Raw genomic sequence first — 23,147 nt, forward strand, 5'->3', positions numbered from 1 at the left:
ATCCTGATGAACCTACGTATAAACTACCCATTAGTGGCATGATAATCACCTCTTCGTTTCTGCAAGAATGCTATTGTTTGGCATCAAAGCCTCCGCTGTCCACACCCATCTGCGCCCCTGAGTTGTAGGCGCTTCTGGTATAATTGGCTGTCTCCGGCGCGGCCTTGTAGGCCTGCAGCATGTTCATCTCGAAGTTCACCAATTCCAGTGCTTCCTCCAGCAATTCCCTGTTCTGCTCGTTCGTCCGCTGGACTTCCCGGACGACGCTCTTCAACCTGTCATGGACTGCCGCCAGCGCAGCCTGCTCCGCGGGTCTGGCCGACAGCATCTCAATCAGGTTGGTAAGCTTCATTGTCTCAACATCCTTGTTCAAAACATTGGCGATATCCGCAGCGACCTCAATCCGTCTCTTCTCCAGACGGTTGAGCCTGCTCACCACCTCCTGTTCATCATCCGTGATTTTTTGTAGATCCTCTAAATTCGCTCCTGCGATAATCCGCATCTTCTTCTGGGACAAGGCCAGAAGCCCCTCATATTCCTCGCTTTCCTGACCGAGCACTTCAATCAGGTTCTCCATTAAACTCGCCACGGGACTTCCTACCTCATTTCCTCATATGCGGCATCCATCTCGGCCCTCTTCTGCAGGAGCCTGTCGGCAAAAGATGCATTGTCCACTTTGTACGTACCGTTCTGTATCTGTGCCTTAATGGAGGCCGTCATTTCCTCCCTGATGGCAGGAGCTCCCGCAACCGCTGCCTGCGCTGCACGGATATCCTTCCCAAGGCTGCTGAACTGCAGTTGATCCGTCCGGGATTCGCTGCCGGTCTGACGCGTCTTGTTCACCTTCTTGGTCTGGTACAGCTGCTGGACTTGATTGTATGCTTCAACACGCATGTAGGATTCCTCCCTTCCCATTTCCGCTTCTGTCAGCCCCGGCTCCCTGCTCTGCCGCAGGGACGGCTCCGTACTGCCGGAGCGTGGCGGGCTTTCATTCTCTGTAGAAATCATTCCCGCACGGCTGACTGCTTATTAAGAATATCGGCAGAGGCGGCAAATACTTTAGCTTTTCCGCAGCTCTTTTTTTCGGTGCAGTATCCGGTGACTTCACATTTGGGCACGAAGTAATGCTCCACCAGATAGTTCCACTCTTCTGAGTATGCCCGGAGGGCCTGGCAGATATCCCCCATCAGGCGGCGATATTCCCAGTAAGCCCTGGTGCAGAGGCGCTGGTGGGACATCTCAATCAAATTGCGGACGTTTCTCTTGTCCACGATCCTGGTGGTCATGCCCAGGGGCAGGAGCATGGCGGCGTCCTCCCTGGGGATGCCGCATTCGCTCTCCAGGCGGCTGCAGGCCTGGGCGATGGTGTCCATGGTCTGCCGATATATTTTCTCCGCCTCTTCGTTTTCCGCCACCAGGGGCGGCGTGGTGTAGGAGAAGTCCTTATAGTTGATGTAGCGGGTGCTGGCCTGGAGCCTGGTGGGCGCGCCGCCGATGTGGGTGTACCATTCCCGGATGACCCGGGCGGAGTAGCCGTCTATGATCATCTCTACATTGACGTACTCCAGAACCCGGTGATGGCCGGAGCGGATGCAGTCCAGGCCCCTTTTGTAGTTTTTCTCTTCATTATTAATGTCTCCTCCCCAGCAGACGCCGGCGCGCCGGCCCATGAGGGTTATGGGGTCTTTGGGGGTTTCTTTCAGGATTGTAATCATGTTCTGTTCTTCTCCTTTGCGGGGGACAGCCCCCTTCTCTTTGTGCTGACAGCGCTTCAGGGCACGGTTTTCCGGATGCAGGATCCGTCTACCCGACAGCGCCCTGCCTGTGCACATACATCCTCGACATATCCGGCTCCCCGTCCCCCCGCACCAGGCAGTGGAACTCCCAGCCGTACCTTTCATAGAAGGAGTCATGGTCGGTGAGCAGGTACAGGGTATCGATGCCCTGGGCCGCCATGTCGCTGCAGACAGCTTCCAGCAGCATTCCGGCGATGCCCCTGCAGCGGAATGCCTCCTCCACGTAGACCGCGCACACATTGGGGGACAGGTCCTTGCGGTTATGATAATCGTTCTCAATTACGCCCAGGCCCCCTGCGATGTCCTCGCCGTTCATGGCCAGATACCACTGGGGCACAGGGCTTTCCTGAAGATGCTCAATCCCCGCTTTCAGGCATTGGCCGATGCTCTCCTGGTAAGCCTCCAGGGGGATGCCCCATTTCTCATGGAACCACCGGGCGGCGGCATCCGCCATATCCGGATGCTCCCTTACCTTCCTTATTATAATATTGTCCATCCTGTATTTCCTCATTTCCGCTCTCTGTTGTCGGTTTCCCGCTTCCGCCCGTGCGCTCCGGCTCCCTTTCCAGGCAGGCCGGAGTTTTCGAGAACCGCCGGTGGCGGATTCAGGCGGGCCCGGAATCGTATCCCCATTATACAGGAGAAACCCGGATTCTTCAACACCGGATTCTTTTATCAGAGGCTTCCATCCGCCTCCCGGTATTCTCTGGGCGTACAGTGCATGTACCTGCGGAACATTCGGTTGAAATAGCTGATATTGCCGTAGCCGCAGTCCATGGCCACGGCCGTGACCGGGGCAGAACTCTCCCGCAGCAGGTCGCAGGCCACGCTCACCCGGTACTGGTTCAGGTACTCCGTAGCCGTCATGTTGACCCGGGACTTGAACAGGCGGCAGAACTGCCCTTCACTCATGTGGAAGCGGCCGGCCAGCTCCGGCAGGGTGATCGCGCGGCTGTAGTTTTCCTGCATGAACTGGAGGATCTCCTTGATGACCAGCGTCTTCGCATCCCTGTCCCCCGGGCCGGGTGCCAGAGCCGTTGCGGGATATTGGCAGAGGAAATGCCAGGCCTGCAGGAGGGCCGCTTTGATCAGCAGCTCCCGGCCCGGAATCCCCGCCAGGCACAGGCGGCGCAGCTCCTCCAGCGCAGGGTGCAGCGCCTCCCAGGCCTCCTCCCCGGCCCGGAAGTGGTCGCGGAACACCAGCCTGCCCGAGGACTGGCTCAGGATGTATTTCTGCTGGATGTCGTCATTGCCGCTGCTGCATATCAGCTCCCGGCCGAACACCACGGCATAGAAGCTTAGAGGGATGCCGGGCTCCGCGGACAGGGAGTGGAGGTTTCCGGAATCCACGAAGAGGATGTCCCCCTGGGCAATCGGGAATCGGTGGTTGTGCACATGGGCGATGCCCCGGCCTTCCTCCACGGCCAGCAGCTCGTACTCCTGGTGCCAGTGGGTGTAGAGGCGCTCCTGGCAAGACGGATTCGTCGTATATTCATGCAGCATCAGGTGGAAGCGCAGATTGCCGTGCTCAGTGGCCTCGCGGAACAGATCCGGGCTGCGGCTGTTCATGGGATTGTCCCTCCTTTGTCAAAATAGTGTCAGAAACCGCCATAAAAGGTCAAGTATTCCTCTCCTTGGATTAGTATAATACAAGTATGGAAGAATTGCCAGTCCTGTATGCGGGCTCCCGGCTACAGATGCACCAGCCGTTACAGTTTACGGCAAAGCCATGATCTGTAGCACTGGCCGAACCGGCGGCAGGCGGAGCGATCCCTCGTGGGCTTAAAGTCACTGACCATACATATATTGTAGCAGAAAGGAAGAAAAACCATGCAATTCAAAGAAGAAAACGGCGCTCTGATCGCCAGGCAGAACGGAGAGACGCTGCGCATCGAGGCCTGGGGGAAGGATTCCCTGCGGGTGCGGGCCACCAGGCTCCCCTCTTTCACGGAGCAGGACTGGGCGCTGACGGAAGACCCCGGGGGCTGCCTGGCAGCGGTGGAGATCGGCGAGGCAGACCACTGGGTGGGGGACGGCACCATGGACAAGCGCCAGATTGCCTCCGTCACCAACGGGCGCATCCGGGCCGTGGTGAATTTTCGCGGCGTGATGGTGTTCTACAGGGACGGGAAGCCTTTCCTGCAGGAGTATTTCCGGGAGTACGACGGGACGCTGAGCCGGGAGAGCCGCTGCCTGAAAATCGTCAACCGGGAGTGGAAGGGCGTCATCGGCGGCAGCGAGCACCAGCTTAACGTGAAGTTCGAGAGCAATGACGGCGAGAAGCTCTACGGCATGGGCCAGTACCAGCAGCCCTACCTGGACCTGAAGGGCTGCGTGCTGGAGCTGGCCCAGCGCAACTCCCAGATTTCCGTGCCCTTCGCGGTGTCCAGCCTGGGGTACGGCATGCTCTGGAACAATCCGGCGGTGGGACAGGTGACCTTCGGGAAGAACTACACGGAATGGACTGCCCGCTCCACCAGGCAGATGGACTACTGGCTCACCGTGGCGGACGGGCCCAGGGGAATCCTGGAGAACTATACGGCAGTCACCGGGCGGGCCCCCATGTTCCCGGAGGACCGCATGGGTCTGTGGCAGTGCAAGCTGCGCTACCGCACCCAGGAGGAGGTGCTGTCCGTGGCCAGGCAGTATCAGAAGGAGGGCATCCAGATCGACCAGATCGTCATCGATTTCTTCCACTGGACGGTGCAGGGGGACTGGAAGTTCGACACCACTTACTGGCCGGATCCCAAAGCCATGGTGGAGGAGCTCCACGCCATGGGCATCAAGGTGGTGGTGTCCATATGGCCCTCCGTGGACAGGCGCAGCGAGCATTTCTGGGAGATGATGGACAGGGGCCTGCTGATCCGGACAGAGCGCGGGGCGGCCCAGACTTACGATTACCAGGGCGACTGCGTGGAGATCGACGTGTTCAACCCGGAGGCCAGGCAGTATGTGTGGGAGGTCTGCAAGAAGAATTATTACGACCTGGGGATAGACGCTTTCTGGCTGGACAACTCCGAGCCGGATTACGGGGTGTATGATTTCGACCACTACCGGTATATGGAGGGGCCCGCCCTGTCCTGCACCAATATCTATCCGCAGCTCTACAGCCGCGTCTTCTATGACAACATGAAGGCTCTGGGGAACGAGGAGATCGTGAACCTTCTGCGCTGCGCCTGGGCCGGGAGCCAGAAGTACGGCAATGTGGTCTGGTCCGGGGACGTGCCCAGCACCTTCGAGGCCCTCTACGACCAGCTCCAGGCGGGGCTGAACATGGGCCTGGCGGGCATCCCCTGGTGGACTACAGATGTAGGCGGCTTCATGACGGACGATGTGAACGACCTGGATTTCCGGCAGCTCCTGATCCGCTGGTATGAGTTCGCGGTGTATTCCGCGGTGCTGCGGATGCACGGGGACAGGGGGCCTTACAATATCCCGCCCCTGGACGACCGGGACTGGGGCGGCGGCTATCTGCACACGGGCCAGCCCAATGAGCTGTGGAGCTACGGGGAGGAGAATTACCGCATCATGCGCAAGTACCTGGACATCCGCAGGGGCATGCACGATTATATCAAGGGGCTCTACAGGGAGGCCTCGGAGAACGGCTCTCCGCTGATCCGGACCATGTTCTATGAGTTCCCGGAGGACGGGAAGTGCTGGGAGCTCCAGGATCAGTACATGTTCGGGGACAGGTATCTGGTTGCCCCAATCCTGCGGCTGAACCAGTTCGAGAGGGACGTGTACCTGCCCGCGGGCACCTGGCGGGATACCAGGGACGGGAAGGAGTACCAGGGCGGCCAGGTCATCCACGCCATGGCACCGATCGATTCCATTCCGGTGTTCGAGAGGGTGATGTAGGGCGGGAAAACGGAGCGTTTTTTGAAGCGAGAATAATCTAAAGTAGCCAGTGAAAAGAAAATCCCCCGGAAATGCCATTTGCCAGCATTTCCGGGGGTATTTTTATACCGTCAGCTCCGCATCTGCGCGCCGTAAGCCTCGCCCAGGAGCTCCAGGATCTTCCCGATGGTCTCTTCCATCATCTCATCGGTGACATCCTTCTCCTTTGAGGCCAGCTCGATGTTGAAGGCCATGCTCTTCTTGCCCACGCCCAGCTTCTCGCTCTCGAAGATGTCGAAGAGCTCCACATTGGAGACCAGGGCATCCGCATGGCAGATCTTCTCGATGATCTCGCCGCATTCCACTCCCTTGTCCACCACCAGGGAAATGTCCCTGCGGGCCCTGGCGTAGGGAGCTTCCGGCTCATAATGGATCTCTGCCTTGAACTTGGCGCTGAGGGCATCGTAGTTCAGCTCCGCCACGAAAATCTTCGTATCCCCCTTCTTGTCCTTGGCGATGGCCAGGGAGTCCACCACATCATAGCGCAGCTGCCCGAAGGTGCCTATCACCGCACCATCGCAGATGACCTGCGCCGTCCTGCCCGGATGGAGATAGGGCACATTGCCTTTTTTATAGGTAAATTTCAGGTCGCTGTCAGCCGCCAGCGCCTCCAGCGTCTCTTTCATGGAGAAGAAGTCCTCGTCCGCCCCGCAGGCGCCCAGGCACAGGGTCTTCACCTCCCGGGGCGCCTGGGTCAGGGGCAGGCTTTCAGGCAGGTATACATTGGCCAGCTCGAAGAACCTCAGGCTCTCGTGTCCGTTCTTGATATTGTTCTCAATGGCCCTTACCATGGCGGGGGCCATGAACGTCCGCATGATGCTCAGGTTTTCCGTAATCGGGTTCAGGATCTCCACCGCCTGCCTCTCCTCCTCCGGAATCAGGAACTGGTCGAATTCTGTCCTGGCGGTCATGGCGATGGTCTGGATCTCGAAATAGCCCTGGGTGCAAAGGAACGTTTTTACGGCCAGTTCTTTCCGTTGTGCCGCATTCAGGCCGCCGTTGGTGACCAGAGCCTCCCCCAGGAAGGTGGGGACTACCTTGTCGTAGCCATATTCCCTGATCACTTCCTCCGCGATGTCCTGATCCGTCTCGATGTCCTCCCGGTAGCGGGGCACGGACAGGGTCAAAACGCCGCCTTCGCATTCCACGCCGAAGTTCAGGGCACGCAGGATGCGCACCATCTCCTCCTCAGGCACCTCTATGCCCAGCACATAGTTCACCCTGGCAGTCTCTACCTTGATGATCCGCCTCTCGGTGGACGCCCCGGCGCTGACGTCGAAGTGGGAGGCGCTGACCTTCGCCACCCCCAGGGTCTGGACCAGGTTCAGTGCACGGGCCATGCCGCATTCCACGGAATACTCATCGATGCCTTTCTCGTACCGGGCCGCGGCGTCGGAGTGGAGCCCCAGCCCCCTGGCGGTCTTGCGGACGCTGTCCTTGCGGAACTTGGCGGACTCGAAGAGCACCTCCTTTGTGTGCTCCGTAATCTCGCTGTTCTGGCCCCCCATGACGCCGGCCAGGCCTACGGGCTTCTCCTTATCGCAGATCAGCAGATTGCTCGTATCCAGCACGCGCTTCTTCCCGTCCAGGGTCACCAGCTCCTCCCCCTGGGCCGCCCGGCGGACTACGATGGAAGAGCCCTCCAGGGTGTCCAGGTCAAAGGCATGCATGGGCTGTCCGATCTCCACCAGCACATAGTTGGTGATGTCCACCATGGCGCTGATGGCATTGTGGCCCACAGCGATGAGCCTGCGCTTCATCCACAGGGGCGACTCCTTGTACTGCACGTCATACACATAATGGCCCAGATACCTGGGGCAGATATCCTGGTCGATCACCGTGACGCTGATGTCCCCGTTCACGGTGCCGTCACAGGTGTAGCTCATGTCGGGCTCCTTCACTTCCTTCCCCAGGATAGCCGCCACCTCCCTGGCGATGCCCAGCACGGACTGGCAGTCCGGCCGATTGGCCGTAATCGAAATATCGAATACATAATCCTCCAGGCCCAGGTAGGTCCTGATATCCTCTCCCACAGGCGCGTCCTGGTCCAGGATCATGATGCCGTTCACGTCCGCCCCCGGATACCATTCCTTGTCCAGGCACAGCTCCTCCCCGGAGCAGAGCATGCCGTAGGACATCATGTCCTTCATCTTCCTGGGGGCGATCTCCAGGCCGTTCGGCAGCTTGGCCCCCACCAGGCAGGCGGGGACCTTTGCCCCCTGGAACACATTGTCCGCGCCAGTGAGGATCAGGTGGTCATGGCCCTGCACGCCGCAGTCGATATGGCAGATATAAAGATGCGTCCCTTCGTATTTTTCTATGGAGGTGACCTGACCCACGTATATCTTCTCAATATTTTCGCCCAGGTAGGCGACCTCCTCCACCTCCAGCCCGGCGGAGAACAGCTTCTCCTCCAGCTCCTTCGGGGTCACGTCTATGTCTACATAATCCTTTAACCAGCTCAGTAATACTTTCATATCCAGCCTGTCTCCTCTCTATGCCTTGAATTGCTTCAAAAACTCCACATCGTTCTCGAAGAGCTTGCCCATATGGTTGATGCCGTATTTCAGCATGGCGATGCGCTCGATGCCGATGCCGAAGGCCAGGCCCGAATACTGCTCCGGATCGATGCCGCAGTTTGCCAGCACCTTCTTGTTGACCACGCCGCCGCCCAGGACTTCAATCCAGCCCGTGCCCTTGCAGAGGGGGCAGCCCGCGCCGCCGCACTTGAAGCAGCTCACGTCCACTTCCACGGAAGGCTCCGTGAAGGGGAAGTAGGAGGGGCGCAGCCTGGTCTTCGCCGCGTCGGAGAACAGGTTCTTCACGAATTCGTCCAGCATGCCCTGGAGGTCGCAGAGGGTGATGTGCCTGTCCACCACCAGGCCCTCCATCTGGCTGAACATGGGGGAGTGGGTGGCGTCCGAGTCGGAGCGGAACACCTTGCCGGGCACCAGCACCTTGATCGGCGGCTTCTTGCTGTCCATGACCCGGATCTGCCCCGGGGAGGTGTGGGTGCGCAGGAGCAGGTCTTCCGTGAGCCAGAAGGTGTCCTGCATGTCCCGGGAGGGGTGGTCCTTGAGGACATTGAGCCTGGTGAAATTGTGGTCGTCATCCTCGATCTCCGGCCCCTCGAAGACCTCGAAGCCCATGCCGGCGAACACGTTGATGATCTCATGCTTCACGGCGGTGAGGGGGTGGAGGTTCCCCACAGGACGGCGCTTCACCGGGACTGTCACGTCTATGGCTTCCCTCCGGTACTTCTGCTCCAGCTCGAAGGCCTCTATCCGGGCCTTCTTCTCGTCATATTTTTCCTGTACCCAGGTCTTCACCTCGTTGACGAACTGGCCGTAGGCCTTCTTCTCCTCCTTGGCCACTTCCTTGATCCCGGTCATCAGCTTCTGGACGGAACCGGTCTTGCTGAGGTACTTCTTCCACACATCGGAAAGCTGGATCTCGGATGCGGCCGATTCAATGTCGGCCAGGAATTCTTTCTTCAGGTCGTCTGCATTGAACATTTCGCTCATCTCCTTTTCTTCTTAAAAAAATCCCCTCTGCGCATGGCGCAGAAGGGACGAATCATCGCGTTACCACCCTTTTTCACCCGGGAAAGCCCGCGCTCTCCCAAGTGCTCTCATTCTCACTTTAATGCAGTGAATACATCCTGCTTAGTTTCTCGCAGGAAGCTCCGATGCTGAAATTCGCGGACACGTCCTGCCGGATGCTTCCAGCCAGGGCATCCTTCTCTGGGGGCGGGAAATCGTGTGGGCTACTGACACATCTTCATCGCTGTTGGGGGTAGTATATCATTATTTTGTTTTGAATGCAAGAAAAAAATAAATCATACGGAAGCGCATGCAATCCCCCTCACCACCCGGCAGGGATTCCCCACCGCCAGCACCCCGGCGGGGATGTCGCGGGTCACCACGCTGCCGGCCCCGATTACGCTGTTATGGCCGATGCTCACCCCCGGCAGAACACAGACATGCCCGCCGAACCAGACATTGTTCCCCACCCGGATCGGCTCCGCCACCTCATACCCTTCCGCCCGCGCCTTCGGGTCAAGGGGATGGATGGCGGTGTAGAAGCCGCACTGTGGCCCTATCAGCACATCATCCCCGAATACAATCTTCCCCGGATCCACGAAGACGCAGCCGCTGTTCACGAACAGCCTGTCCCCCGCTTCGATATTGGAGCCGAATCCGCAGAAGATGTCCGGCTCCACATAGGGCTCCGCCCCCAGCTTCCCGAAAAGCTTCCGCAGAATCCGCTCCCGCTCCTGAAAGTCGGAGGGCAGAGCATGGTTGTACGCATGGCATAGATCCATACAGGCCACATGGGCCGCATCCCGCTGCGGCGTCCTGATATTGTAGAGCAATCCTGCCCTGCACTTCGCCTCCTCCGCCACATACTCGAACTTCATTCCCCGCCCTCCCGCTGCTTCGCTCTTTCCGCCAGACAGCGGCAGCTTATCACCTTTTCCATCAAGACATTTCTGTAGTAAAAATAATGATTGCTGGCCTCATAGCCGATGGTGGCATTGCGGGCCTGGACAGCTGCCACGCGCATGCTGATCTCCTCCTCTTCCCGGAGGATTTCGGCCATGGTTTCGTCACAGGCCACGGCTCTTCCTTCCCGCATGGCCACGAACAGGCTCTGCAGATACATAGAGCGGAAATGGCAGTCGCATACTTCCGCACAGTCCCACAGCTCCCCAAGGAGCGCATCTCGCGCCTCCCGGCACATGGGAGCCAATAGCGCCAGCCCCTCATGCCACCGATCCGACATTTTCTTTAGCTGCGCCAGATAGGTCTCCAACGGGAAGATGCTCCTCCAGCCATCGAGGTCGTCATAGGGGAACCCCGTCATGGTGGCCCTAAAGCCCGAGGGCTCCTCATAGAGCAGGTTGGCCGGGGCGTGCTCCTGGGGGCCCTGGTAGACTGTCCCCAGATGGAAGGGATACTGGGCGAAGGCTTCGCTGAACCCACGGAAAGCTTCGGCAAGCATATCCGCATCCGCTCCCGGGAACATTTTCCCATAGACTTCCTTCAGCTCAGGGATCCTGTCGCTCTCCTCATAAAAGGCAGACAAGAGCTTCAGGGAAGCGGACGGGCATCCCCCCAGGCTCCAGGACAGCATCAGGCCGTCCGGTCGGCTCTCCCCTGCTTCCGTGAGCCTGCGGATATGGCGGTATATCTGTTCGAATGCGGGCACATAGGGCACTGCCGCCATCTCCCAGGTATTGTTGGCCTGTATCTTGGCATAGGCTTTGTGGCCGCTCTCATGGGCCCGCCGCCAATTCCCCAGGGCATACTCCCCCGGCCCCTCCACGGATATGGAGTAGTCCAGCACGCTGGTCCGGGTCTCTCCGATGTTCTTCGCGACAGCCTGCTCGCTTACGTTCATTACCGAAATCTCCTCCGGCAGCATCCCAATCACTTCCCGGGCGCATTCCCCATGCCATCCCCATGTCCAGGCGATGACCCGGACAGTGGGGGATACGCTGGAAATCCCCTCCCACACCAGGCGGTTCACCAAAGCAAAGCTCTCCTCATGGGTCATGTCCCTGCAGCGGGGACAGGCCGTCCTTTCCCCATAAGCCACATGGCTGTAGCAATTGGTCAGGTTCTCCGATGCAGTGATGGTGAAGATACCGCCCAGCAGCGGAATGTTCCCGGCCAGCATGGCCGCACTGTCCCGAAGATATGCCTGTACCTCAGGCCTGCTCACGCACAGGGTGCCCAAGGTGCCCGCGGCATTGGCCATCCCCAGAAGCTCCGGCCGCTTTTCGAAGAAGGCCATGGGCATGGCTCTGGGCTCATTGAAATACAGGAACAGGCGCAGCCCCCATCTATCCAGCTTCTCCGTCAGATACCGCAGCCCCTCCTGCCTGATTTCCCAGCCCCGGGACAGGGTTTCGTCAAAGGGATAGGGAACCAGGTTGTACAGCACGATATGAATCCACACCCCTGTGATCCCCAGCGCCGCATAGGCCTCCAGCAGGGCATCCGGAAAAGAGCTGTCCAGCAGCGCCCTGTCCGCCAGCACATCCCCGAACAGCGCACAGTAGGAATAGACGAAACGCTCCTCATAGCGGGGATCCTTCAGGACCATGGGCTCTCTGCCATACATCCCGAAATGCCTTTCAAATTCAAAAGGCTTTTCCGTCACAGGCGGTATCCTTTCTGACACTTCTGTCACAATTTTCCGAATCCTGTCAGTCTCCTCCTTCTCCTGCTCTGTCAGGGGGCGATACCGGCAGTCGGGAACCGCCGGCTTGAAGCCCCCCAGCTTCACCTCCAGGAAATCATCCTCCTGCAGGACGAACGCCAGCCTTTCCATGGGCCAGTCCAGCAGGACGCACAGATTCTCATAGGAAAGGAGATGCCAGTTGTAACGGATAATCGTGATATAGCCCTTGGCCAGCCAGTCCCCGCATACCTCCGGCTGCCTGGGAAGCCCCATGGTAGCCGCGCTGTCCTCCAGGGCAGCCTGGTCCGTCCCCAGCACCCTGGCAATCCGCTCCCCCGGCACCAGCCCCCAGTTGCGGAAAATCACGCACTGGTAGGCCGCCGGGAAATGGGGCAGGGGCAATAACTTGTCTTCCTGAATCGGTGGAACCTGAATCATCCTCGCCTCCAAAATCTTCCGCCTCCCTCTCAAAGCTATGGTGTATAGAAAATCTCCTCCAGATCGTCATAATAATGCCCTTCCCCGTGGTGCAGGAAGCATGGCTTGGAACAGCGCCACCACTTCTGCATCACCGGGCTTTCCTCCATCCTCTTCATGTCCGCGCCGTAATCGTCGCCTGTATACTCATAATAAGTATATAGCTGCGTCCCACGCAGGGATATGGAATAATTATGGATATGGCAGGCCCTGATCAGCTCCAGGAGCTCTGCCCAGGGCTCCCTGTGCAGCCGCACATAGTCCTCCACCTTCTCCGGTTTCAGGTCCGAATGAAATATGAACCGCTCCATAAAGCACGCTCCTCTCACACCGCGCAGTAGCCCGTCACATAATACCCCAGGTCATGCCGCCGGTCAAGCCGCCCGAAGCTTGCGCAGACAGGGATGTCGCTCTCCAGCTCCAGAGAATACTGCCCAAAGGGAATCCGGCAGCCTTCCTCTCCAAAGGGCAGGTCCGTGCGGTGGCAGACCACTCTCCGGGCGGGAACCGTAATATGCAGCCCCTCCACCGGCTCCCTGTCCTCAAAATAAAGGTTCACCCGTATATGGGCATCCCTGTCATGACGATTCGTGATCATCAGGGCCTCATGCCCCGGCAGTTCCGGGTCCTCTCCATTGCCCGGCAGATCCCCGTCAACGAACATATAATGCTTATATCCTATCTCGCTCATATCCGCTCCTATTCATCGATGTATATGTATGTCATATCATTTGCGCTCTGCGGTCTTATCCGACTTCCGGCCCGCGCCTACAGATCCTTCATGAAATAATCGAACAGCTTCGGTGACAGCGGACGGCTTCCATCCTCTGTGATGACGAAGCAGGTCTCGATGCGCCCTCCGTGGAGCTGGGGGTGTCCAAAGAAGCTTACGTCCACGTTCACAATCATGCCGGGCGCCAGTTCAAAATCCCCGTTGGGCCCGAAGAAAGGCGCTTCCGCCTCCATGAGCCCCATGGAATGGGCGAAGGGGCACACGATGTATTCCATCAGCCCATGCTTCTCATAATACCTGCGCCCCGGCTCGTCTATCTGTCTGCCGCACATGCCGGGTTTCAGCATGCCGTAGGTCAGGCGGAAGGTCTCCCGCATATAGTTCAGCAGATCCTTCTGCTGCTGTGTATAGGCTCCGTTCACCGGAACCGTATCCCCGAAGGTGCCCGCATAGCCGTTGATGCGGGGGGCGATGCCTATCATCACCAGCTCTCCGTCCTCCATCCTCTTGTTCGTGGCCGTAGGCACCACCGCCTTGGCCCGGGGGCCGGAGCCCACAATCGTGGCATAGGCGAAGCTGTGGGCGCCGCCCGTCCGGCATACCGCCTCCCCGGCTGCCGCCACCTCATATTCGAAGGCCCCCGGCCGGATGGCGTCTGCCATTTTGTCATATGCCAAATCACAGAGTTCCACGCAGCGGGCTGCCTGCTCCACCTCCCAATCCGACTTGTAGGCGCGCATGAGCTCATATTCCTCCGTGATGTCCACCAGTTCCACGCCCGGGAACCCTGCTGCCACATCCAGATAGACCTGGTGAGGAATCGTGGTGGTTCCCACGATGCCGATGCGGTTCAGCACAGTGCCCTCCGCCTTCAGCTCCTCATTCAGCTGCCTGAAATCGATGATCGTGGCATTGGGGTATTCCTCGTCCGGCACCATGAACACCGGAAAGCACCGCACCTTGGTGATGGCCGCGTCCATCTGGGCAAAGGGCTCGGACTCGGGCCCGCCCAGCAGTATGGGCTCCCCGTGGCCCGGCACCAGCACGGCGCCCTTCTCGAATTGTCCGCACCAGCCGGTGAGATACCAGCCGTTGGCCACGTTCAGCTCGTCAAAGTAGATGAAAGCCGCATCCAGATTCTTCTCCGCAAGAATCCTCCTGACTCCGCCCAGACGTTTTTCCGTTTCATTTCTATTGTAATAAGCCATATTCTTTTCCTCTCTTTTCTGTAAGGTCTTGTCCGCACTCTCCTACTCCTGCTTCAGCAGGGAATCGTAATAGTCATAGTTCTCCACCGGAATGTCCTTGTCGATGGAATGGGTCCCGATGATGACGCCGCCGTCCTGGGCCGCTTCCAGGACTTCCGCCGCCTGGCGTGCGATCTCTTCCCGGGAGCCAGTGGCCAGGGTGTTGATATTGCACATCCCGCCTATCAGCACCAGCTTCTTTCCATAACGCTTTTTCAGGTCGGGCAGCCACATGCCCGCCGATGGCGCAGGGCTCTGGTAGCCGTTGAAGCCCGTCTCCACCAGCAGATCCATCAGGGGGGCGCAGTGGCCGTCACAGTGGAGCACGATGTTCCTGATGCCATGCTCCCGCCAGTACCGGAAGATTTCCTGGTATACGGGCATGAAGATCCGTTCGTAGCTGGCGGCGGAGAACATGGGCCCTCTCTGGGCGGCGAACTCGTCATAGACCCAGATTGCCGTATCCTTTGTATCCGTGGCCTCCGCCACCCGCAGCCCCTGAATCTTGATGAACTCGCCCAGCCGCCGGGCCAGGGCTATGCAGAACTGGGGATCCTCCGCCATATCGCACAGATACTGCAGCTGCCCCCGCATCCGGAAGCTCCCCATGTACAGCCCCAGGACACCGGACACATTGGCGAACCGACTGGCGTTCTTCTCCGCGTGGCGGGCCAGGCCCAGATAGCGCTTCTCATCCGCCGGATCGTCGAACACCAGGCTGTCCAGAGTCCCCTTTTCCTCCAGCACCGAGGAGATTTCCACCTCGAAGTACGCGTTCTCCTTCTGCTCCACCACCCGCCCCCAGCCGTCCCGCACCAGCTGGCGGCCGTTCTGGTCTTCCAGCAGCCGGGCGCTGCTGAGCAGGGGGCCGTCCTGATCCGCCAGGACCGTGCCGATATCGATATCCGGATAATAATCATACAGGTTCGCGCCCGGAAGCTGCTTTTTCCTGCGCCATTCCTCCGAAAACTCAGGCAGGAAAATGTCATAGCGGGGAATCCTGTCCGTCCCCTCAAAGGCAAAGGTGCGCACCACCCTTTCTCTTGCATTCATATCCATACCTCCTCGCGTGCTGCGGCACGCGCAAATCCGTCCGTTTCTCTTTCTGCCCGTCTGAGCGGGCCATTCCCACATTGTCCTCAGTCCTCCGCGGGCGCCTCCAGGAAATCATCCTCCAGCGGGAACATCGGACGCCGTATCCGTTTCAGGTGCATGTCCTCCAGCCGTTCGCAGGAAGCCCCGGGCGTAAGCGCCAGGATTGCCAGGTCGGCTTCCTCCTCCAGCTCCGGGAACAGGTATCCCAGCTTCACCGCCACGATGTGGAAGCGGCGGAAGTCCAGGCCGATGGAGGCGAAGATGTCCGGCCTGCACATGGATGCACGGTTTTTCGTTATCACTACCGTCATGTCCCCGCAGTCCAGGGTGGCGCTGGGGCCCGCGTTGTTGTTCTGGTAGGAAAGGATGTCGCCCCGGTGGATCAGCCGCCCTGTAATCACGGCGGATTCGCTCTCGGCCGAAAGGCTTCCGCCCACCCTGAGGGTCATCTCATCGCCCAGCCTGGCGGCATAGCAGGCATCACAGGCCCCGGCGTCCGCGATGCCCGCCACCAGCACGCCCTTCGCCCCTTCCTCCTGCAGGCGCTTTAACAGACAGGCATTGTCCCCGGGGGCTCCCGCCGTGGTATTGTCCCCGGAATCGGAGAGGAACACCAGGGGCTCCTTCGCCTCCATGGCCAGCCGCACCGCCTCCCTGGGCTGCGCCGCCTGCACCAGGAACCGGAATTCATGCCTGACTTCATAGAACCTCCTGGCCAGGCGCCTGGCGCAGTCCAGGGCCAGACGTTCGTCCCATTCATGGGTGGCCACGAAGTTCGGGCCGGTATAGGGCTCGTCTATCCAGGGCTGTCCGTTGAATACCTGCACGCTCAGCATCCCCGGCAGCCGTTCCATCTCCTCCGCCATCTCCATGATGCCCTTCAAGGGCTCCAGGTCTGTCTGTACCGCATCCCCGCAGACGATCACGTCCGCCCTGGTTAACTGGGGCCTGGGCAGAAGCCTCCCGCGGATACACCGCAACAGCAGTTCCACCCCCCGTCTCTGAGCCTCCTCCCTGTCCCGGTGGGGCGCGGTACGGTATCCCGTGATGACATTGCACAGCTTCGGTATGGCATCGCTGTTGTCCGCGTGGAAGTCCAGGGTCAGGGAAATCGGCACCGATGCCCCTACTTTTTCCCGGATCCTGCGCAGCAGATATTCCTCGGCGGACCCGATTCCCTCCACGCACATGGCGCCATGGAGGTAGAGCCAGATTCCGTCCAGCCCTTCCCGGGGCAGTCCCTCCACCAGCCTGCCGGCCAGCAGCAGGAAGTCCTCCCGGACCACCGCTCCCCCTGGCAGCGCATGGGCATACAGGGTGGGCACGATCTCGCACCCCTGCTCCCGCAGCAGGTCTGCCACCGCCACCTTTTCATACATGGCCTGTCCCTGGGCGTAATCGAAGTCCTCCAGCCGCGTCAGGACAGGCGTCAGGCTGTTGCCTTCGCACAGCATCGCCCCTATTGCTATTTTCATGGTTTTCCCGGAAACCATATCTTTTCCTTCACCTCCCTGCTTCTGCCGAATCCCGTCCTCTGTCTGTGTAATCCGGCCCTGCAGCGCGTCTACGCATCCTCGCCCATCAGTGTGATAATGGAGAATTCAGGCAGTTCCTCTGCCTGCACCAGAGTCTCGCCGCCCTCCCTTTCCAGGTTCACCCTGCCCCGGGGAAAGCACTCTGCCCGGGAGACCCTCAGAAGGGAATCCTGAATCCAGATACGCACCGTTCCGACAGAGTTTCCGGTCTCATGGGCCAGGGTATGGAGCAGCGAAATCCAAACCTTTCCGTCCCCCTGCTTCACAGAGGCCTCCACACAGGAAGCCTCCTCTCTGGCGTCATCCCTTTACGCTTCCCACCACGATTCCCTTGATATAGTATTTCTGCAGGAACGGGTAGATGGCCAGCATGGGCAGCGCGGTGATGAAAATCTGGGCGGAGCGGACGGTCTTGTCAGAAACCTTCGCCAGGAGCTTCCAGCTCTCCCCCACTCCCAGGTTCAGGTTCGTGGTCAGGCTGCTGGCCTGGTTCACCAGATTGTACACATAGGTCTGGAGCGGATAGTTCTCCGCAGAGTTCATGAAAATCATGCCCGAGAAGTAATCGTTCCAGTGGGCCACAGTGACATACAGCGTAATGGTGGCGATGGAGGGCAGGGATACGGGCAGGATGACCCGCAGCAGTATCTGCAGATGCCCGGCACCATCGATGCGGGCGGATTCCTCCAGCTCCCTGGGGAGGTTGCGGAAAAAGTTCATCATGAGCATGATGTTCCCCGCGCTCACCGCGTTCGGCACCACCAGCACCCAAAGGGTATCCAGAAGGTGCAGCTCCTTGTACAGCATATAAGTGGGGATGAGGCCGCCGCCGAACAACATGGTGAAAATCAGCAGCCCCACATATATGCTCCGCCCCCGCAGCCTGGAGGCCGGATAGGAAAGCGGGTACGCCACCAGGATCGTCATGATAAGATGATAGGGTATTCCCAGGGCAAGGCGCTTCAGCGACACCAGAAACGCGGCCCAGAACTCCTTCTTGGCCATCACCCACTCATAGGCCGCCGTAGTGAAGTTCACAGGCAGAAGCCCGATGTTTCCGGCGCTGGCCGCGGCATTATCGCTCAAGGAGATCGCCAGGATATGGACCATGGGCAGGATGCATATCAACGCCAGCGCTGTCAGCAGGCAGTAGTTGAACACATCAAAAATGATACCTGAAATCGTGCGCTTTTTTACCATAATATTCCTCTTTCATTTTCACTTCCGCATCCGCAGGCAAGGGTCTTCACCACACCCGGTAATCCGAAAACTTATAGGATAAATAATACGCAGTCGTCATCAAAATCGTGCTGAGCACTGATTTGAACAGCCCTACCGCTGTAGACAGGCCATACTGCATCTCCTTGAGGCCCATGCGGTATACAAAAGTATCAATGATGTCCCCTGTGCTCATGACCTGGCTGTTGTACAGGACCAGCACCTGGTCAAATCCGGCATTCAGGATGCTGCCGATGTTCAGGATGCCCGTCAGCATGATGATCGGGGCCATGGCAGGCAGGCTGATATGGATCACCTGCTTCCAGCGGTTAGCGCCGTCGATGGAGGCTGCCTCATAGAGGCCCGGGTCGATTCCAGTCAAGGTGGCCAGATAGACGATCGTGCTCATGCCGAAATTCTTCCACGTATCCGTGGCGATCAGCGTGGCCGGGAACACCCTGGCATTCCCCAGGAAGAATACCGGCTCAAAGCCCAGGGCTCTGATCATCTGATTGATGATTCCTTCCGAAGGGGATAGTATAGTGACCAGAATCCCTCCGAACACCACCCAGGAAAGGAAATAGGGGGCATAAATGATAGTCTGTACCGTCTTGCGGAATTTCATGGCCCGGATTTCGTTCAGGAGCAACGACACCACAACGGCCACCACCATTCCAAATATGATCTTCCCCAATGCTATGACCACTGTATTCCGGAAGATATTGACGAAATTCGGCATGGAGAAAAACAGCCTGAAGTTCCCCCAGCCCACCCACTTTTGGTCGCCGAAGAATCCCTTGACAGGAACGAATTTCTGGAAAGCGATCCGCAGCCCTATCAGAGGCACCAGATGGAATACAATAAGGGTAAGGATGCCCGGAATCAGCATGAAATGCAGGGGAAGCTGATTTTTGAGCCTTTGCAGGCCGCGTTTTTTCCTGTCCGCTTTAGCCGTTCTTCCCGGGAATCGTTTTTCTCCTCCGAAAGCCTTCTCTCCTTTGGGAAGCTTTTTATCCATCCCCATACACACCTCCTGTTAAAGTCGCCGCGCGATACTCTCCTGTCAGTTGCCCAGCTGATATTGCTCTGCATATTCCTGAAGAATCTGGTCGTATCCCATGCCTCGATATTCGTTTACAAAGTCGTCCCATTCGTCAAAGGACCTCTCGCCGTTGATGAAGGAAGTATAATTCTGAAGCTGATAGTCGCTCAGGATGCTGCCGTTGGTGACCTCAGTGGCAGTGGGATTGCCCCAATGTTCGTTAAAGATATAAGCGTCCCTGTCGATATAAGTCTGAACCTTTGCCGCCGCTCCGTCCGGCCCGAAAATCTTGTTCCAGGCCCAAAGGCTCTGGTCTCCGGCCTTGTACCCGTCTATCTGCTCCACATAGCCCCGCTCCTCGGCAGTCAGTTCGTCCAATGTCTTATTTCCCGCATAATAATCCGTGATGTCAAGGCCGCACTGTACATTCTTAAAGCCTCTGTAGACCATAATCGGCGCGTTCAGCCAGACTTCCGCGCCGGAAGCGCTGTTGATATATTCCCGCTGGAGGCCGTCGTCCGTATTGTAGTAGAACAGGTCCACCCATTCATTCAGCATCATGACCATCGCCTCGGGATGCTCGAACTCCCCGGAGGCCACATAATAGGCCGAGATGCCCAGAGTATAGGCATTGGTGACAGGCTCTCCATCGTATCCCGGGACCTCCATCACCAGCCAGTCGCTCTCCGGCTCCAGATCGTGCTGGGGCTGCATGGGGTAAAGCGGATCCGAGAATGAGCCAAAGCAGAGGCCTACTTTTCCGTTTACAAGAACCTCATAAGCTTTTGAGGAATCCTTCGTGAACCATTCCAAGTCGATATATCCCGCCTGATACCACTTATTCAGCAGCTCCAGAACCTCCTTCGTATTTTCGTCCACGAATCCCGTAGTCAGTTTCCCGTCCGCGCCCACTACCAGGCTGCCCGGATAAGAGCCTTTCGCGTAGAACAGAGGGGCTATGGTGCCTGTAATCCGCTGATTTATCACCACGGCATAGGTATCGTCCACGCCATTCCGGTCAGGGTCCTGGGATGCGAAGGCCTCCGCGATCGCGATGACGTCATCCATAGTCTTCGGCGCTTCCAGATTCAGATTGTCCAGCCAGTCCTGGCGGATGTACAGAAGCTGCGCGCTCTCTTTGGGATTGCCCGTAAAGGGAATGGCCATCATCTTGCCGTCATACATGCAGGCTTCCATGACCTTCTCGCCGCCCTCCACTTCCACCAGGTTCCTGGTGCGCTCGCTGGCATACTTCTCCCAGACTTCGTCCAGAGGTTGTATCATGTCTGCCTCCACCAGCTCGGAGAGCTGCTTTTTATCCACCCTGAAAAAGTCAACCAGTTCTCCGGAAGAGATATCCAGGTTCAGCTTGGAATTGTATTCTTCGCCTGTGGGGGCCACCCATTTATACTTCACATCAATTCCGTATTTGTCTTCCATCAGCCTTGTCCAGGCATTGTTTTCCAGGTCTTCCCCTTCGCCATACCCCTGGGTGGCGTCGCTGAAAGGACGGACTGTGGTCACGGTCACAAGAGGATCGAACTTCCCCTCTGTCCCGTCAGCTCCGCTGTCGGCCCTGTCCTGCCCTTCCGTGTCCTGTTCCGCTTCTCCCGTCCCCTCTTCGCTATTTTCTTCCGGGCTCTGCTCCTGGCCGCTCTCCTTGGCCTCACCGCCGGAACCGTCCTTCCCACTCCCGCAGGCGGCCAGGGACGCTGCCAAAACCAATGCCAACAACATGCTCACGATTCGTTTTTTCATACTTTTCTTCCCTTTCTTTCGACCTACATTAGTTTCTGCCGCTTTTTCCATAATTACTACAAAATAGCTGTCCCTCGTTTCTTGCAAACGTTTGCATTTTTAGGTAAAAAACAGGAAGCACGTATCAAAGTGCTTTCACCGTTTTTCCTTCTTCTAAGAATGGCTCCAGGAAAAGGCGCTTTCGTTCCGTCCGATCCGCTTTCTCTCCCGAGTCGTCCAGGCGCCTCAGGAGCAGCTCGCCCACCTTCCGGCCAATCTCCACTTCCGGCTGTCTGACGCTTGTAAGCTTCTGCCTGGGCTCCATCCCCATTTCATGGATATCGAACCCTACTACGGAAATATCTTCCGGCACCGACAGCCCGCTTTCCCTGATAGCCTTCATGGCTCCATAAGTCATCTTCTCCGATACGATGTAGACTGCGGTAAAAGGATTCCCCTCACGCTGTGCCAGCAGGCGCTTCATCTGCAGGTATCCGGACTCGCACTTATAATCTCCCCGGACTACCAGTTCCGCGTTCACCGGTATCCCCCACTCCTCCATGGCCTCCTCGTAGCCCGCCAGGCGCTCCACACCCGTAGTCTCCTTCTCAGAGCCCGCAATCACGGCAATCTGCCGATGTCCCCTGGAAACCAGGCATTCCACCGCCACCCGGCTGGCCTTCCTGTTGTCCACTGTAATAGCATCCAGCTCAGGAAGCTCCGGCACATTATCGATGAAGACCACGGGAGCGCCGCTCTCCATGAATCGCTTGACGGTATTGCCGCTGCAGTCCACCGTGGCCAGCACCAGCGCGTCCACCCTGCGGGTATAGAGCATGTCCAGGTATTTCTTCTCATTGTCCGCGCTCTCATGGGTGTCGGCGAGGATGATCATATAGCCCTCCCGGGCCACCACCCGGTCGATTTCCTTCACAATCGTGCCGAAAAAGGTCTCCGAGATATCCGGCAGCACCACTGCCATTGTCTTCGTTGAGGACTTTTTCAGTGAGCGGGCGATTTCATTGGGCACATAGGAGTATTTTTCAGCGGCTTCCAGAACCAGCTGCCTGGTATCCTCCCTTACAACACTCTTCCCATTCAGCGCCCGGGAAACTGTCGATACTGACAGACCCAGTTCCTTGGCAAGTTCTGATATAGTGGTACTTTTCACAGAGAATTCTCCTTTGCAAACGTTTGTAATTTGTATTTTAAACAATTATACCCAAAATGTCAAGAGCGTTTACAAATTTTTTTGAACTTTTTGTGGTATGCGTTCCGGCACAGCATGCCCCATTTATACGATTTTCACGCAGCGCCATATTCGGCGTCAACATTTCGTGACCACTTCCCGGGCAGGTTTATTTACAGTCGAATAATTGGTGCTGAAATTTCATATACACAAATGCCCCCTAATATGATAGAATCGAACCAGGCACTCATGAAAATCACAAGAAACAGAAATATCGGCACTAAAAAGAAGTCAGCTGCACCCTGACGCTTGCCATAAAGGGGATGTCCCATGAAAAATTTCAAGAGAGAAAATCTATCCTTTTCCCTATGTGGATTAAACTGCGGCTTATGCCCTATGAACCTGGACCACTACTGCCCCGGCTGTGGCGGAGGGGAGGGAAACCAATCCTGTTCCATAGCAAAGTGCAGTTTTCAGCATGGAAATATAGCGTACTGTTTTCAGTGTGAAAGCTATCCCTGCGAAAGATATGAGCACATAGATGAATTCGATTCTTTTATCACGCACCGGCATCAAAAGCAGGATATGGAGAAGTTCAAGGCGCTGGGAACGGACTGTTATTCCGCAGAACAACAGAGAAAGAAAGTCCTGTTGAATCATCTCCTGAATGCTTATAATGACGGGCGTAAGAAGACGTTTTTTTGTGTTGCAGTCAATTTATTGGAATTAGAAGACCTGGAAAATATCATAAAGGTTCTGGATGAAAATACCCTGCATCTTTCCTTAAAGGAGAAGGCCGCCTATGCCGCCAAATTATTCCAGGAAGCTGCCGCAGCAAAAAATATCACGTTAAAACTGCGCAGGAAAAAGTAGCCTGCCGGACTTTGGAATGCGTTGGCGACAGTTGGATTTTCTTGTGGCAGCGGGCTTCCACTTTTATCTTAACTTCCTGAAATTTTCTCACTCAAATTGACCTTTTTTATCATTACAGC

At 57.6% G+C, this 23,147-nt stretch carries 21 protein-coding genes; 2 read left to right on the forward strand and 19 right to left on the reverse strand.

Features of this window, described 5'->3' with window-relative positions; translation table 11 throughout:
* Window positions 1-70: 70 nt before the first annotated feature.
* The 5 genes from Q2B33_RS14915 to Q2B33_RS14935 all read right to left on the reverse strand — a co-directional run bounded on the left by Q2B33_RS14915 (window position 71) and on the right by Q2B33_RS14935 (window position 3,365).
* Window positions 71-589 (reverse strand): flagellar protein FlgN, encoded by a 519-nt coding sequence (locus Q2B33_RS14915; RefSeq protein ID WP_300769876.1) that lies wholly within the window; start codon window positions 587-589, stop codon window positions 71-73.
* A gap of 8 nt (window positions 590-597) precedes the next feature.
* The gene (flgM, locus tag Q2B33_RS14920) at window positions 598-1,008 is read right to left on the reverse strand and encodes a flagellar biosynthesis anti-sigma factor FlgM (protein ID WP_300898365.1); all 411 of its coding nucleotides are present in this window, start codon (window positions 1,006-1,008) and stop codon (window positions 598-600) included.
* Window positions 1,005-1,715, reverse strand: a complete 711-nt coding sequence (locus Q2B33_RS14925; RefSeq protein ID WP_300772479.1) for an FAD-dependent thymidylate synthase — start codon at window positions 1,713-1,715, stop codon at window positions 1,005-1,007. The genes flgM and Q2B33_RS14925 overlap by 4 nt, the downstream gene beginning before the upstream one ends.
* Before the next feature lie 88 nt (window positions 1,716-1,803).
* Window positions 1,804-2,307, reverse strand: a complete 504-nt coding sequence (locus Q2B33_RS14930; protein WP_300914088.1) for a GNAT family N-acetyltransferase — start codon at window positions 2,305-2,307, stop codon at window positions 1,804-1,806.
* A gap of 164 nt (window positions 2,308-2,471) precedes the next feature.
* Complete coding sequence (locus Q2B33_RS14935; protein WP_300768838.1) at window positions 2,472-3,365, reverse strand: AraC family transcriptional regulator; 894 nt, start codon at window positions 3,363-3,365, stop codon at window positions 2,472-2,474.
* A gap of 261 nt (window positions 3,366-3,626) precedes the next feature.
* Here Q2B33_RS14935 and Q2B33_RS14940 point away from each other — a divergent pair, with 261 nt between their 5' ends.
* Window positions 3,627-5,654, forward strand: coding sequence for a TIM-barrel domain-containing protein (locus tag Q2B33_RS14940; protein ID WP_300782738.1), 2,028 nt, complete (start codon window positions 3,627-3,629; stop codon window positions 5,652-5,654).
* Window positions 5,655-5,764: 110 nt separating this feature from the next.
* Here Q2B33_RS14940 and pheT read toward each other — a convergent pair whose 3' ends face one another.
* From pheT to Q2B33_RS15010, 14 genes are all read right to left on the reverse strand, one after another.
* Window positions 5,765-8,170 (reverse strand): phenylalanine--tRNA ligase subunit beta, encoded by a 2,406-nt coding sequence (gene pheT / locus Q2B33_RS14945; protein ID WP_300782741.1) that lies wholly within the window; start codon window positions 8,168-8,170, stop codon window positions 5,765-5,767.
* Between the two features lie 18 nt (window positions 8,171-8,188).
* On the reverse strand, window positions 8,189-9,208 hold the full coding sequence (pheS, locus tag Q2B33_RS14950; protein WP_296463273.1) for a phenylalanine--tRNA ligase subunit alpha: 1,020 nt from the start codon (window positions 9,206-9,208) through the stop codon (window positions 8,189-8,191).
* Between the two features lie 323 nt (window positions 9,209-9,531).
* Entirely contained in the window at window positions 9,532-10,113 is a 582-nt protein-coding gene (locus Q2B33_RS14955; protein WP_300782743.1) for a sugar O-acetyltransferase, read from the reverse strand.
* A complete protein-coding gene (locus Q2B33_RS14960) occupies window positions 10,110-12,320 on the reverse strand; it encodes a hypothetical protein (protein ID WP_300782745.1) in 2,211 nt (736 codons plus the stop codon). Before Q2B33_RS14960 ends, Q2B33_RS14955 begins: the two co-directional genes overlap by 4 nt.
* A 35-nt stretch (window positions 12,321-12,355) precedes the next feature.
* Complete coding sequence (locus Q2B33_RS14965; protein WP_300782748.1) at window positions 12,356-12,670, reverse strand: L-rhamnose mutarotase; 315 nt, start codon at window positions 12,668-12,670, stop codon at window positions 12,356-12,358.
* 14 nt (window positions 12,671-12,684) lie between these two features.
* Window positions 12,685-13,050 (reverse strand): sensory rhodopsin transducer, encoded by a 366-nt coding sequence (locus Q2B33_RS14970; protein WP_296463292.1) that lies wholly within the window; start codon window positions 13,048-13,050, stop codon window positions 12,685-12,687.
* Between the two features lie 77 nt (window positions 13,051-13,127).
* On the reverse strand, window positions 13,128-14,300 hold the full coding sequence (locus Q2B33_RS14975) for a Xaa-Pro peptidase family protein (protein WP_300782751.1): 1,173 nt from the start codon (window positions 14,298-14,300) through the stop codon (window positions 13,128-13,130).
* A gap of 42 nt (window positions 14,301-14,342) precedes the next feature.
* Complete coding sequence (locus Q2B33_RS14980; protein ID WP_296463297.1) at window positions 14,343-15,392, reverse strand: uroporphyrinogen decarboxylase family protein; 1,050 nt, start codon at window positions 15,390-15,392, stop codon at window positions 14,343-14,345.
* Between the two features lie 86 nt (window positions 15,393-15,478).
* Window positions 15,479-16,909, reverse strand: coding sequence for a M81 family metallopeptidase (locus tag Q2B33_RS14985; RefSeq protein WP_300791559.1), 1,431 nt, complete (start codon window positions 16,907-16,909; stop codon window positions 15,479-15,481).
* A gap of 89 nt (window positions 16,910-16,998) precedes the next feature.
* Window positions 16,999-17,247: a hypothetical protein gene (locus Q2B33_RS14990; protein ID WP_300782756.1), complete on the reverse strand. Its 249-nt coding sequence runs from the start codon at window positions 17,245-17,247 to the stop codon at window positions 16,999-17,001.
* Window positions 17,248-17,269: 22 nt separating this feature from the next.
* Complete coding sequence (locus Q2B33_RS14995; protein WP_296463302.1) at window positions 17,270-18,169, reverse strand: carbohydrate ABC transporter permease; 900 nt, start codon at window positions 18,167-18,169, stop codon at window positions 17,270-17,272.
* Between the two features lie 46 nt (window positions 18,170-18,215).
* Window positions 18,216-19,211, reverse strand: coding sequence for an ABC transporter permease subunit (locus Q2B33_RS15000; RefSeq protein ID WP_330684716.1), 996 nt, complete (start codon window positions 19,209-19,211; stop codon window positions 18,216-18,218).
* Between the two features lie 39 nt (window positions 19,212-19,250).
* The gene (locus tag Q2B33_RS15005; protein ID WP_300782759.1) at window positions 19,251-20,987 is read right to left on the reverse strand and encodes an extracellular solute-binding protein; all 1,737 of its coding nucleotides are present in this window, start codon (window positions 20,985-20,987) and stop codon (window positions 19,251-19,253) included.
* 124 nt (window positions 20,988-21,111) lie between these two features.
* Complete coding sequence (locus Q2B33_RS15010; RefSeq protein ID WP_300782761.1) at window positions 21,112-22,137, reverse strand: LacI family DNA-binding transcriptional regulator; 1,026 nt, start codon at window positions 22,135-22,137, stop codon at window positions 21,112-21,114.
* Between the two features lie 348 nt (window positions 22,138-22,485).
* Between Q2B33_RS15010 and Q2B33_RS15015 the strand changes: the two genes are divergently transcribed.
* Entirely contained in the window at window positions 22,486-23,028 is a 543-nt protein-coding gene (locus Q2B33_RS15015; RefSeq protein ID WP_300782764.1) for a DUF3795 domain-containing protein, read from the forward strand.
* Window positions 23,029-23,147: the final 119 nt, after the last annotated feature.

The organism is uncultured Acetatifactor sp. (assembly GCF_948601915.1).
In the GTDB taxonomy this organism is placed as follows: domain Bacteria; phylum Bacillota; class Clostridia; order Lachnospirales; family Lachnospiraceae; genus Acetatifactor.

Excerpts from the sequence above, each read along its gene's own strand:
- flgM (WP_300898365.1), bottom strand. The coding sequence starts at position 1,008 with ATGATTTCTACAGAGAATGAAAGCCCGCCACGCTCCGGCAGTACGGAG.
- Q2B33_RS14925 (WP_300772479.1), bottom strand. The coding sequence starts at position 1,715 with ATGATTACAATCCTGAAAGAAACCCCCAAAGACCCCATAACCCTCATG.
- Q2B33_RS14930 (WP_300914088.1), bottom strand. The coding sequence starts at position 2,307 with ATGAGGAAATACAGGATGGACAATATTATAATAAGGAAGGTAAGGGAG.
- Q2B33_RS14935 (WP_300768838.1), bottom strand. The coding sequence starts at position 3,365 with ATGAACAGCCGCAGCCCGGATCTGTTCCGCGAGGCCACTGAGCACGGC.
- Q2B33_RS14940 (WP_300782738.1), top strand. The coding sequence starts at position 3,627 with ATGCAATTCAAAGAAGAAAACGGCGCTCTGATCGCCAGGCAGAACGGA.
- pheT (WP_300782741.1), bottom strand. The coding sequence starts at position 8,170 with ATGAAAGTATTACTGAGCTGGTTAAAGGATTATGTAGACATAGACGTG.
- pheS (WP_296463273.1), bottom strand. The coding sequence starts at position 9,208 with ATGTTCAATGCAGACGACCTGAAGAAAGAATTCCTGGCCGACATTGAA.
- Q2B33_RS14955 (WP_300782743.1), bottom strand. The coding sequence starts at position 10,113 with ATGAAGTTCGAGTATGTGGCGGAGGAGGCGAAGTGCAGGGCAGGATTG.
- Q2B33_RS14960 (WP_300782745.1), bottom strand. The coding sequence starts at position 12,320 with ATGATTCAGGTTCCACCGATTCAGGAAGACAAGTTATTGCCCCTGCCC.
- Q2B33_RS14965 (WP_300782748.1), bottom strand. The coding sequence starts at position 12,670 with ATGGAGCGGTTCATATTTCATTCGGACCTGAAACCGGAGAAGGTGGAG.
- Q2B33_RS14970 (WP_296463292.1), bottom strand. The coding sequence starts at position 13,050 with ATGAGCGAGATAGGATATAAGCATTATATGTTCGTTGACGGGGATCTG.
- Q2B33_RS14975 (WP_300782751.1), bottom strand. The coding sequence starts at position 14,300 with ATGGCTTATTACAATAGAAATGAAACGGAAAAACGTCTGGGCGGAGTC.
- Q2B33_RS14980 (WP_296463297.1), bottom strand. The coding sequence starts at position 15,392 with ATGAATGCAAGAGAAAGGGTGGTGCGCACCTTTGCCTTTGAGGGGACG.
- Q2B33_RS14985 (WP_300791559.1), bottom strand. The coding sequence starts at position 16,909 with ATGAAAATAGCAATAGGGGCGATGCTGTGCGAAGGCAACAGCCTGACG.
- Q2B33_RS14995 (WP_296463302.1), bottom strand. The coding sequence starts at position 18,169 with ATGGTAAAAAAGCGCACGATTTCAGGTATCATTTTTGATGTGTTCAAC.
- Q2B33_RS15000 (WP_330684716.1), bottom strand. The coding sequence starts at position 19,211 with ATGGGGATGGATAAAAAGCTTCCCAAAGGAGAGAAGGCTTTCGGAGGA.
- Q2B33_RS15005 (WP_300782759.1), bottom strand. The coding sequence starts at position 20,987 with ATGAAAAAACGAATCGTGAGCATGTTGTTGGCATTGGTTTTGGCAGCG.
- Q2B33_RS15015 (WP_300782764.1), top strand. The coding sequence starts at position 22,486 with ATGAAAAATTTCAAGAGAGAAAATCTATCCTTTTCCCTATGTGGATTA.